Raw genomic sequence first — 11,882 nt, forward strand, 5'->3', positions numbered from 1 at the left:
TTCTCGCCCCGACTCACTGGGGTGATGCTGAAACCAAGAGCCCCGGGTCGGGGCTCTTTTGTTTTCGGCCTGTGGCGCCTATTGCGCCCGCTTGAAGTCGAGGATGTTGTCCCCTGCCTTGGGTGCTTTGTCATCGGGCGGCGAGAAGCTGAAGGCCTTTGGATCCCGTATCGACGTCATCTCGAACAGCGGATTGATCCGCCCCAGCTTGGCGCCGCCGTCGCGTATGAGTGGCGCCCAGGCAAAGTTCGCAGTGAACTTGCTCGAGCGCGGCAACAGTGCGTCGAAGGGGATGGAGACGTAGATGCCCTTGTCGAAGCTGCCTTCGCCGAACTGCGCCGCAGAGACGTTGGTCTTGGTCGCCCAGGCGCCGATCGTCACGCCGTTATCGAAGCGACGGCTGATGTCGAGCGTGACGCCACGGTCGCCTGCAAGATACTGACCAGCGCTGATCCTGGCCTGCACGCCGTTCCAACCGGTGTCCCAATAGAGCGTGGCGTGGCCGGTGTTGACCTTGTAATCGCGCAGGCCCAAATCCTGAGCGAAGTCTCGCTGACGCACATGGTTGACGTCGATGCCAAAAGCGAACTTGCTGCGCCACGGGCGGTAGAGCCACTCGGCGCCGACGCCGGCAAACATCGACTCGAGCGCGCCGCCGTAGACGCTGTAGTACTGGTCTTCGTTCAGCCGGCCCACGTGGGTCAGCTGAAACACTGGCATCGTCAGCCGCTTGGTCGTCGCGTACTCGCGCTGGTAGGTTCGCACGCGGGGGAGGTTACTGGGCGCCGTGTAGGTGAACTTGTCGAAGTTGTCGATCAGGCGCCAGTTCAGCGCGGCGTTCACCCAGGTGCTCGGTGTGAAACGGTATTCCGCAGTGGCCGAAACGCCGAGTTGGTAGAGCAGGAAGGCATCGGGGCCGCCGAGGATCTGCGAGAAGCTCGGGGTCAGGCCGAAGGTGAGTCTTTCGGTGCGCCGCTCCCAAGGGGCCATGGCCGGCGTCTCGCTGGGCGATGCGGCGGCGGTGGCTGTTGGGTCGGTGGGGGTGCGCTGCGGCGACGCCGGCACATAGAGCCCATCTTCGGTCCGGCCGCGCGGCGGGGCGTAGTCACGCTGGTCCGTGGCGCGCAGTTCTGCGGGCGTCTGTGCCTGGTAGTGCGCTGTCACCCACTCGCTGCGATCAACGACCTGCGTGTGCAGTGCTAGTCCGCGCTCGTTGTAATGAAGGATGAAGTGCTTGATCGATGCCGGTGCATCGCGATGCATGACGGCAATGACCTGCTGCACGCGGGCCTCGCGGTACACCGTGTGGCTTTCAGTGATCCACACGTGTGCGCTGTCGCCTTGCGGCGCGATGCGCTGCACGGTCCACTCGGTGCGTGCCTGAATCTCCGCCGCGGTGGTTGCCCAGCCGGGCGGATTGGCTGGCGCTTCCGGGGTGAAGCGAGGCGGAGGCGGGTCTGCGGGCTTGCTGGCTCGCATGTTGGCCATGTTGGTGGACAGGGTCAGGCCCACCATCACTTTGTTGCCGCGTTCCAGGCCGGCGGTGAAGGCCACGCCGGGTGAGTAGCGATACTCCAGTCCGATGTTGAAAGGCGAGCGCTGAACCTGGTTGTTCTGCTGGGGCTCGTTCTTGTAGTTGTTGCCCTCGTACTCGAGCTTGACGGTCAGGGGATCCCAGGGGGTGCGCCATTCGACGCCGCCGAAGAGCGCGGCCGGGCCCCGGAAGAAAGAGTTGAAGTTTGCTTCGCCACCCGTCGACGAACTGGCGGAGCGGGTTCTGAAGCGGTTGCTCAGTGCAAGCAAAGGGTTTCGGATGTTCCCGCTGCTGCCCATGTACCCCCAGCCGATGCCGAGGCTGAAGTCGAGATCACCGTAGCGCTTGTTGGCGACCAAGTACTCGGACGAGAAAAGGCCTGTGCCCCCGAGGTCGCGAAAGCCCAGCGCCAATTCAGGCACATAGGCCGATTCACGCAACAGCCGGACCTTCACGTCGATGCTCTTGTCCTTGTAGCTTTGGCCTGGGGTGTTGGCGAAATAGGTGCGGTTGCTGACTGAGGTGTAGCGAAAGCCCGCCTCCAGCCAGTCCAGTGGTTGGAACATCACGTTCAGTCGCGTATAGGGTGATACGTGGCTGATCGATGTGCGGAAATCACCGGCCTCGCCCATGCGTGCCGTGGGCGTTTGGAGCAGACCTGTTTCGCCCCAGTCGTTGCTGCTTGTGCGCGGTGCTTTGTACTGCGGCGCCGAAGTGTCGGAGCGCACGGAGATGATGCTTTCCGGTGGCACTGACGGCAGGGCAGGCGTACTGATCGCGATGACCGGTTTGGCGGGTGCCAGCGCCGCAGTGGTTGCGCGCAGCGTTGCTGCTTGGGGCGACGGGCCTTGTGTCGCAAGGAACTTGATAATGCCTTCCGACGCGTCGACCAGTTCGGTCATGCCGCGCGGCGCTGCCCAGATCCATGCACCGGGCGCCGGCTCATCGGAGGGGTGACCGTTCCAGGGGGCGATGCCCACGCGTGACGTCCGACCATCGGGCTGTGCAACCCATGCCCAGTCGTGAGTGCTGTCGGGCACGCAGGCGATGACGTAGTCCCAGGCGGTCCGGCCGGCTTCATGCGCCACGTGGCACAACTCGCCATTGGGGCGGACAACCGCGATGGTTTTCAGTTGCGGGGGGGGCGCAACAAGTTGCTGTCCGGTCGACAGCACGGGATCTTGATCCGGGTGCGCCTGCAACCAGCGAGGGTCCACGATGCCCAGCGCCACGCGGCCGGTGATCGGGAGGTTCTGCAGCCACGTGATGAGCTTCAGCCGATCGAGTTGCTCGGAGCGCGGTGCGCGTCTGCTGGCCCCCTCGAGGCGCACGAGCAGGGTGTTCTTCAAGAACTGTTGAGCCAGTCGCTCCTGCGGCACGCGCCATGCCAGTCCGGGCGTTGCAGTGCCTTCTGGTTGACGCAGCAGCCAGGTGCTCAGTCGTTCGCCGGGTCGCACTTCGGCATCGCTTGCAGGTTCAACGGTCGCCGCGTTCTGCGATGGCTCCGCCGCGGCGCCGAGACTTGCCATCAGCGCGCAGGCAAGGGCCGTTCGACGGGGCCAATGCGGGGGGCTGATGGCTCGCAGGAGGAGGGGGCTCATGTACCAGCGCGCGCCGCGGTGCCGGCTGCTGGTGCGGGGGGTGTCCACTGTTCGAAGCTCATGCAGAGGTCGCGGGAAATACATTGCTCCGAATACACGACCTGAGGGGCACCAGAAGCAAATGAAACGCCGAAACGCGCGGGAGGAATGGAGGCTGCCGCAGGACGGGAGACGCTGCGCTCTTCATACCAACGCAAGGCGCTCGCGGACGCGCCGGCGAGCGCGCTGTCGGTGGGCGGCGCGATCGATGTGCGCGCGATGTCGTCGCGGATGCCGAAGCGATAGCCTGGCATCAGGTCGCGTTCGCGCGAGTAGGCCTGCGGGGTGTTGGCGCCGTGGGCTTGCCAGGCGGGTGGGTTGGCAAGTCGAACGTCGCGCCAGTCGATGGACAGCCCGGTCGTGCCGACCAGTTGACCATTCAGAAGTCGGACGACTTCGCCCGTGCCGCTGTACCAAACCTCGACGGGCCCGTCGGCGCGCTGATCGATATAGCCGAGCACCATATACAGGACGCGCCCATCGACGGTGGCCCGCAGGTACCGATAGCTGGGATTGAAATTGGGCTGGGTTGCTGCAGACTCGCCGCGATACAGCAGGCGAGCTGAATCCAGCATGGCTGAAGTTCCGGAGGAGCAACCGCCAACGCCCAAGAAAAACGTTGCCAAAAGGCAACGTTCTAAGAGTCGCGTGGCGGAAGCAACGCGCGGACTTTTCAGCGAATGCCCTCCTTTCAGGAGGGCAACCAGCATTAACGCGTGCCGGTGGTGCCCGTGCCGGTGGTGCCGGTGCCAGGGACGAAGAAGCCGCCGCCGCCGTTGCCGTTGTTGCTGCTACCGAGGGCCAGCATCAGAGCGCCGGTGCCTCCAACAGCGCCCCATTGAGCGGGGGTCAGGCCACCAAGGCCAGCAGCGGTTGCGCTCGGAGCGCCAGCGGGGCCTGGTGCAAATGCGCGAGTGTTGTTGCTTGCGGGCGCAGGGGTAACCTGCGTTTGGGCAAAAGCCGACGAGATTGCCAGGGTGGCAAGGGCGACGGTAGCAACTAGTTTGTTCGTCTTCACAGTGATCCTCTCAAAGGGTTTTTATGCTCTTGACTTGAGGTTAGCAGCATCAGAAGTGTGCCGCAACTAATTTGGCCCGGTGGATGAGGCGTTTACCACGGCATCCTTGTAACTGCGTATTGCCCCGATTCTTGCGGGTGAGTGTGACGGGCACATGTGTATCTCAATGCTACGTAACGTTCCGCCCGCGACAGCCGTAACGACGGCGACTGGCGCGCAGCTCCATCGGCAGGGTCCCGGGCGTTACCGCTGCATTTCTTCAATGAAATCAACGCGCTCAACGAGCCATCGTGGTGATGGGCCGCCTGGCCAACTCCCAGGCATCGTTCCTGCAGTACCCCGAAACGAAAGTTGACATTCAAGGTAGGCCGCGGGGCACAACAAGGGGATATGCGTGGTTCGATTGTCTGAAGGTGTGGGAGCGAAAGGTGTGCGGGTGTGCGAGCGCGCGGCAGATCGCGTGATCGGAGGCGTCTGCTCATGATGAATCACCTGTCCATCAGCAGCGCACATTCGGCGCCAGCACTCGCCGGGCGCTACGCCGCCCTGGGCTGTGCCTTCTTCGGTGCGTTGATCGTCGAGGGCGACCTTGCCCTGGCCGACCGCATGCGACGCCTCCTTTGCGACCTGGCTCCGGGCCGCCGCGTGGTGATCGCCTCCACGCACGCGGAGGCGATCCGTCTGCTGGCCGCGCTGCCCTACGACCTGGTGCTGGTCGACATGCACTTATCCGGTGGTGGCGGCGTCGCCCTCCTGTCGCACCTGCGGCGCGCCTACCCGCAGATCGACGCCATCGCCATGTCGAAGGACGACGACCGCCTGCTGGTCGAAGCTGCGATCTCGTCAGGAGCCTCCGGCTACCTGCTGACGAGCGCCGACGATGTCGAGCTCTCTTTCTTGCTGCGCTCGATCGAGCGCGGCGGTTCGCCGATGGATGCACGCGTCGCGCGCCGCGTCCTCGGCCTGATTGCGGCGTCCGCGAAACCGGAGGGTGCCGAGTCCGCGCTGCGCGACGACGACACGGTCTCGCCCCCGATGCCTGCTCCCGGGCTGCTGTCACCTCGGGAGCTCAATGTGTTGCGCCTGATCGCGCAAGGCTGGAGCAATCGGCAGATTGCCGAAGCGATCTGTCTCTCGATCAACACGGTCGAGTTCCACGCCAAGCGGATCTACCGCAAGCTGGCCGTCAAGTCGCGAACCCAGGCCGTCCGGCAGGCGACCCAGTACGGGCTGCTGAGCTGAGCGCCGAGGGCCGTCGCGTGCTGTCGCGCACGTGCTGCGGCGCCGTGCGCACGCGCGGCAATCATTGAAAAACCCTTTTGCGCCCCGCTACAATCTCGGGTTGACCTTGCTGTGGCAAAGGTCAGCCCCTGCTCCAGCGAAGAAGACTTAGAGGATCCCCATGAGTGACATGACCTCCGGCTCGCCCCGGATCGACACAAGCAAGCGGACGTGGTTGATCGCATCCAGCTGTGCCGGCGTAGCGGGCGGCGTGGCCACCGCAATCCCTTTTGTGAGCACATTCCAGCCGTCCGAAAAGGCCAAGGCCGCGGGCGCCGCGGTCGAAGTGGACATCTCGGCCCTGAAGGTCGGCGAAAAGATCACCGTCGAATGGCGCGGCAAGCCGGTCTGGATCCTCAAGCGCAGCCCTGACCAGGTCGCCGAACTCGCCAAGCTCGATGGCCAGCTCGCCGATCCGCTCTCCAAGCGTCACCCCGACGAATTCACGCCCAAGTACGCACAGAATGGCCATCGTTCGATCAAGCCCGATGTGCTGGTCGTGGTCGGCATCTGCACCCACCTCGGCTGCTCGCCGGTCGACCGCCTGCAGGCCGGCCCGCAACCCTCGCTGCCGAACGACTGGGAAGGCGGCTTCCTCTGCCCTTGCCACGGCTCCACGTTCGACCTCGCCGGTCGCGTCTTCAAGAACAAGCCCGCTCCTGACAACCTCCCTGTGCCTCCGCACATGTACCTGTCCGACACGCGCCTGCTCATCGGCGACGACAGCAAGAAGGCCTGAGGGAGACCACGAATATGGCTGAATTTCACGAAGTTTCCCCCAACGCCCCCGCAGGCGAGAAGCTGCTCAACTGGGTCGACAACCGCTTCCCGCTGACCAAGCTCTGGAACGACCAGTGGGGCAAGTACTACGCGCCGAAGAATTTCAACTTCTGGTACATCTTCGGCTCGCTCGCGATGCTGGTCCTCGTGATCCAGATCGTGACCGGCATATTCCTCGTCATGCACTACAAGCCCGACGCGAACCAGGCGTTCGCATCGGTCGAGTACATCATGCGCGACGTGCCCTGGGGCTGGCTGATCCGCTACATCCACTCGACGGGCGCCTCGGCGTTCTTCATTGTGGTGTACCTGCACATGTTCCGCGGCCTCATGTACGGCAGCTACCGCAAGCCGCGCGAGCTGATCTGGGTGTTCGGCTGCGCGATCTTCCTGTGCCTGATGGCCGAGGCCTTCATGGGCTACCTGCTGCCGTGGGGCCAGATGTCCTACTGGGGCGCCCAGGTCATCGTGAACCTGTTCGCCGCCATCCCGTTCATCGGTCCTGACCTGGCCCTGCTGATCCGCGGCGACTACGTCGTGAGCGACGCCACGCTGAACCGCTTCTTCAGCTTCCACGTCATCGCCGTGCCGCTGGTGCTGCTCGGCCTCGTGGTGGCCCACCTGATCGCGCTGCACGAAGTGGGTTCGAACAACCCCGACGGCATCGAGATCAAGGCCAAGCGCGGTCCCGACGGTCATCCGCTCGACGGCATCCCGTCGCACCCGTACTACACGGTGCACGACATCTTTGGCGTGGTGGTGTTCCTCACGATCTTCTCGGCAGTGATCTTCTTCGCGCCCGAAGCCGGTGGGTACTTCCTGGAGTACAACAACTTCATCCCGGCCGACTCGCTGAAGACGCCGAACCACATCGCTCCGGTCTGGTACTTCACGCCGTTCTATTCGATGCTGCGCGCCACCACCGACGACATGGTCAACGTGTTCGCGCTGATCATCGCGGCCGCTGCCGTCTGGAACTTCATCAAGGGCAAGTCGGGCATGGGCCTGAAGGTTGCCGCCGTGGTCGTGGCCGCCGTCGTGATCTTCCTGCTCAAGACCTTCGACGCCAAGTTCTGGGGCGTGGTCGTCATGGGCGGCTCGGTCATCATCCTGTTCTTCCTGCCGTGGCTCGACCACAGCGAAGTCAAGTCGATCCGCTACCGTCCGAGCTGGCACAAATATGTCTACGGCGTGTTCGTGTTCTTCTTCCTGATCCTGGGCTACCTGGGCATCCAGGCACCCGGCGTCTGGGGCAATCTGGTCATCGGCTCGTTCGCTCTGGACATCGCCCAGACCATCTCGCAGATCGGCACGCTCTTCTACTTCGGCTTCTTCCTGCTGATGCCGTGGTGGAGCCGCAAGGGCGAATTCAAGACCGTGCCCGAGCGCGTGGTCTTCGCCGCCCATTGATGCGCGCACAAGTGCAAGAGAGCTTGAGAGAAACACGATGAAGAAAAGAATTTCCGGCTGGCTCGCTGTCATGGGTCTGGCACTGGGCCTGACCTTCTCCGCGGCCGCATCCGCCGAATCGGGCGGTCTGGCGTGGGACAAGTCGCCCAACAAGACCACCGACGTGGCGGCCCTGCAGAACGGCGCCAAGCTGTTCGTCAACTACTGCCTCAATTGCCACTCGGCCGCCTTCATGCGCTACAACCGCCTGCAGGACATCGGCATCAGCGAGCAGCAGATCAAGGACAACCTTCTGTTCACGACCGACAAGGTCGGCGAAACCATGAAGGCCAACATCGACGCGCGCCAGGCCAAGGAATGGTTCGGCACCACGCCGCCCGACCTGACGCTGGTCGCACGTTCGCGCGCCGGCCACGGCGGCACGGGCCCCGATTACCTGTACACCTTCCTGCGCAGCTTCTACCGCGACGACACCAAGGCCACCGGCTGGAACAACCTGCTGTTCCCGAGCGTCGCCATGCCGAACCCGCTGTGGGAACTGCAGGGCGAGCGCCTGCCGGTGCACGCCAAGGTCGAGCAGCACGGTCATGCCACCGACGTGTTCACGGGCAAGTGGGAGCAAGTGACCCCCGGCACGCTGACCCCGGTGCAGTTCGACAGCGCAGTGGGCGACCTCGTCGGCTACCTGCAGTGGATGGCCGAGCCGGCGCAGAACACCCGCGTGCGCATCGGCGTCTGGGTGCTGCTGTTCCTGGCCATGTCGGTGGTTTTCGTATGGCGACTGAACGCCTCGTACTGGAAAGACGTCAAGTAATTCCGTTCACGCCGATCGGGCGCCTCGTGCGTCCGGTCCCACAGAGTGGGTTGCCCAGGCGACCCACTCTTTTTGATTTTTAGGAGTCTCTCGCCATGATGGTCTTGTATTCAGGAACGACCTGCCCCTTCTCCCACCGCTGCCGCTTCGTGTTGTTCGAAAAGGGCATGGATTTCGAGATCCGTGACGTCGACCTCTACAACAAGCCCGAAGACATCAGCGTGATGAATCCGTACGGCCAGGTGCCGATCCTGGTCGAGCGCGACCTAATCCTGTACGAGTCGAACATCATCAACGAGTACATCGACGAGCGCTTCCCGCACCCGCAGCTGATGCCCGGCGACCCGGTCGACCGCGCCCGCGTGCGCCTGTTCCTGCTCAACTTCGAGAAGGAACTGTTCGTGCACGTGGCTACGCTTGAGAACCGCACCACCAAGGGCAATGAGAAAGCTATCGAAAAGGCACGTTCGCACATCCGCGACCGCCTCACGCAACTCGCCCCCGTGTTCCTCAAGAACAAGTACATGCTGGGCGACAACTTCTCGATGCTCGACGTGGCCATCGCGCCGCTGCTGTGGCGCCTGGACTACTACGGCATCGACCTCAGCAAGAACGCGGCACCGCTGCTGAAGTATGCCGAGCGCATCTTCTCGCGCCCGGCCTATATCGAAGCGCTGACCCCGTCTGAAAAGGTCATGCGAAAGTAAGTAAGCTGCGTGCTTGCTTCCTTCGTTTTTCGCCGCCTTTCATGATCAACGCGCTCGAGTCCTCTTCCACCCGCCCGTACCTCATTCGGGCGCTGTACGAGTGGTGCACCGACAACGGGTTCACGCCCTATGTCGCGGTGCTGGTCGACGACACCGTCCAGGTGCCGCGCGAGTACGTGAAGAACGGCGAGATCGTGCTGAACATCAGCTTCGACGCGACCAGCTCGCTGAAGCTGGGCAACGACTTCATCGAGTTCAAGGCCCGCTTCGCTGGCACGGCGCGCGAGATCAGCGTGCCGGTTGGCCGTGTGATCGCGATCTACGCGCGTGAGAACGGCCAGGGCATGGCGTTTCCGGCACCGGTGCCGGCCGCCACGTCAGACGATGATGGCGATGACGCTGCCACGGCCACTCCTTCGCCGAACAGCGCGCCGCGCATGCCGCTGCGCGATGCCTCGCGCGGCACCGAAGGCGATGCCAGCAAGGTGTTCCACCTGGTGACGGGCGAAGACGGTGACGAGACGGTCGATGCCAGCTCAGAGCCTGCCGATCCGACCGACGAGCCGCCGCGCCCGCCGGCTGGTGGCGGCACCCGGCCCTCGCTCAAGCGCGTCAAGTGACGACGTGGTCGGTCCCAAAGCCGGCCGCTTACAATCACCTTCAGCACTGCTTTTCTTTCAGCCGCTTTAGCTCAATTGGTAGAGCACCCGCCTTGTAAGCGGAAGGTCGTCAGTTCGATTCCGACAAGCGGCACCAGACAAAAAGCCCGACAACGTCCTGCGTTGTCGGGCTTTTTCTTTTCTCCTCGAGCAAAGTTTCATTTGCTCATGCTGGATGCTGGATCGCGATTGGACTGGCGGTAACAATTCAAGATCTTGCTATTCGTTCAGTGAGTAGCCGAGTAGGTTGGCCTGAAATTCAGCCTCTGCCAGGTGTGTGACCCGTAGGGCCGATTCCCATTGGAAATCGTAGTCCATGTCGCAGGCGTCAAAATCAAAATCTATCGTGGTTCCTCTAAAAGAAACCCTAGCTTAGCGCCCGGAGGATAGATGTGTGGACTTCAGCTCAAGCGGTGATGCCAAGAATGAATTGACGCTTGAATGGACTCCTTTGGCTTTGGCGCGTCCATAGTTGCTCCGCTTTGGGGGCACAAAGTGGGAGGTTTCAGCCAATGCGCTGTTACGCGGACCCAGAAACCCAGGCGTCGTGGCGACTCCAGAAATTTTCAGCCCCATATGACTACACCGGATAGACAGTAGAAAGTCCATCCGTTCAACAAAGCCCAGCCCGGCCTCCGCCGAGCTGGGCTTTTTGTCGTCCGGCTCTTTCTGGCGCGTGTTCTGACCTTTTCCGAAACGTCCTGTGCATTCCAAGTCGCACGGCTACGACTTCACATGTCGGCGCCGCGCTTGGCAAGGCAGTCGACGACACGATCTTGCGCAACCGCCGCTGCCTTACTTGCGGCCAGACCTTCTCGGCCTGGCGCCGCTGACCACTCTTCTCACCTCACCTCGTCCCTCTAAAAGGAAACCTTCCCATGGCGCATCTCATCGAAACAATGGCCTACGCAGGCGACACCCCCTGGCACCGCCTGGGTCACCGCCTTCAACCCAAACAGCCCCTCGAAGTCTGGGCCCAGCAAGCCGGTATGGACTGGACCATTCAGGAAGCCCCGGTGCGTTTCATCGCCGAAGGCACCGTGTCATGTGCCAGTAACTCACAACCCGAAGGTGATGCCCTTCAGATCCTGGAATCCTTCGCCGAGCAGAAGGTGCTCTACCGCAGCGACACCCGGGCCGCACTGTCGGTCGTCAGCAGCCGCTACCAAGTCGTGCAACCTCGCGCGGTCCTCGAGTTCTATCGCGACCTCACCGAGGTCGGCGGCTACGAGATGGAGACGGCAGGGGTCCTCAAGGGCGGGCGCAAGGTTTGGGCGCTCGCGCGCACTGACAAGCAGGCCGTGCTCAAGGGAAGTGACACCGTCAACGGCTACCTCTTGTTCGCAACCTCCTGCGACGGCACGCTGGCCACCACGGTCACGCCGACGACCGTGCGGGTCGTGTGCAACAACACCCTGGCCATCGCACTGGACAACACGAGCAACGTGATTCGCGTGCCCCATAACACCTGCTTCGATGCCGGCGCCGTCAAACGACAGCTGGGTATCGCCATCGGACAGTGGGACGATTTCATGTACCGCATGAAGGTCCTGTCCGAGCGCAAGGTCAAGAGCCAGGAGGTCGACGCCTACATCCAGCATGTGTTCTACGGGCCGAGCGAATCGAATGGACTCGCCACAGCTCAGACCGGCACCCAGTCCGCGCCGCGTGCCTGGGCGGCCCGCAAGGTCCTCGAGTTGTACGAAGGCAAGGGCCGCGGCGCCGAGCTCGCTGCAGCCCGTGGGACGACCTGGGGCCTGCTCAGCGCGATGACCGAATTCGTCGACCACGAGCGCCGGGCTCGCGACCGCGAGTACCGCTTGGACAGCGCCTGGTTCGGCCAAGGCGCTGCCCTCAAGCAACGCGCGTTGGCCCATGCGCTGGAGCTCGCCGCTTGACGCGACGGGATCTTCGACCTCCCGTACTTCCACCCCTCAGCTCCTCCACCAAAGCCCCGCCTCTCCACCGAGAGGGCGGGGCTTTTTGCTGGATGGGCGGTTTGAACCTTCAGAAAGAAATCGATGAACTCAACTCCCCGG

General features: G+C 63.2%; 9 protein-coding genes and 1 tRNA gene. 8 read left to right on the forward strand and 2 right to left on the reverse strand.

The genetic code is table 11. The features are described 5' to 3' along the window. Positions 1 to 78 precede the first annotated feature (78 nt). Both AC1RAD_RS05000 and AC1RAD_RS05005 read right to left on the reverse strand, forming a co-directional pair. Positions 79 to 3,135 carry a YjbH domain-containing protein gene (locus AC1RAD_RS05000; RefSeq protein WP_492734095.1) on the reverse strand — a complete coding sequence of 1,019 codons (3,057 nt, stop codon included), beginning with the start codon at positions 3,133 to 3,135 and terminating at the stop codon, positions 79 to 81. Beyond that, the gene (locus tag AC1RAD_RS05005; protein WP_172438411.1) at positions 3,132 to 3,749 is read right to left on the reverse strand and encodes a YjbF family lipoprotein; all 618 of its coding nucleotides are present in this window, start codon (positions 3,747 to 3,749) and stop codon (positions 3,132 to 3,134) included. The genes AC1RAD_RS05000 and AC1RAD_RS05005 overlap by 4 nt, the downstream gene beginning before the upstream one ends. Before the next feature lie 923 nt (positions 3,750 to 4,672). Between AC1RAD_RS05005 and AC1RAD_RS05010 the strand changes: the two genes are divergently transcribed. From AC1RAD_RS05010 to AC1RAD_RS05045, 8 genes are all read left to right on the forward strand, one after another. Further along, complete coding sequence (locus AC1RAD_RS05010; protein ID WP_492734096.1) at positions 4,673 to 5,434, forward strand: response regulator transcription factor; 762 nt, start codon at positions 4,673 to 4,675, stop codon at positions 5,432 to 5,434. 160 nt (positions 5,435 to 5,594) lie between these two features. Next, entirely contained in the window at positions 5,595 to 6,212 is a 618-nt protein-coding gene (gene petA / locus AC1RAD_RS05015) for a ubiquinol-cytochrome c reductase iron-sulfur subunit (protein ID WP_062473677.1), read from the forward strand. A gap of 14 nt (positions 6,213 to 6,226) precedes the next feature. Then, on the forward strand, positions 6,227 to 7,663 hold the full coding sequence (locus AC1RAD_RS05020; protein WP_492734097.1) for a cytochrome b: 1,437 nt from the start codon (positions 6,227 to 6,229) through the stop codon (positions 7,661 to 7,663). A 37-nt stretch (positions 7,664 to 7,700) separates the two neighbouring features. Continuing rightward, the gene (locus AC1RAD_RS05025; protein WP_062473681.1) at positions 7,701 to 8,477 is read left to right on the forward strand and encodes a cytochrome c1; all 777 of its coding nucleotides are present in this window, start codon (positions 7,701 to 7,703) and stop codon (positions 8,475 to 8,477) included. Between the two features lie 95 nt (positions 8,478 to 8,572). Further along, on the forward strand, positions 8,573 to 9,184 hold the full coding sequence (locus tag AC1RAD_RS05030; protein ID WP_116908513.1) for a glutathione S-transferase N-terminal domain-containing protein: 612 nt from the start codon (positions 8,573 to 8,575) through the stop codon (positions 9,182 to 9,184). Between the two features lie 41 nt (positions 9,185 to 9,225). Continuing rightward, positions 9,226 to 9,804 carry a ClpXP protease specificity-enhancing factor gene (locus tag AC1RAD_RS05035; protein WP_307584210.1) on the forward strand — a complete coding sequence of 193 codons (579 nt, stop codon included), beginning with the start codon at positions 9,226 to 9,228 and terminating at the stop codon, positions 9,802 to 9,804. A 60-nt stretch (positions 9,805 to 9,864) separates the two neighbouring features. After that, positions 9,865 to 9,940 (forward strand) — tRNA-Thr (locus AC1RAD_RS05040). Positions 9,941 to 10,721: 781 nt separating this feature from the next. After that, the gene (locus AC1RAD_RS05045; RefSeq protein ID WP_492734098.1) at positions 10,722 to 11,741 is read left to right on the forward strand and encodes a DUF932 domain-containing protein; all 1,020 of its coding nucleotides are present in this window, start codon (positions 10,722 to 10,724) and stop codon (positions 11,739 to 11,741) included. Positions 11,742 to 11,882: the final 141 nt, after the last annotated feature.

Source organism: Variovorax sp. GW823-FHT04B03 (genome assembly GCF_058796495.1).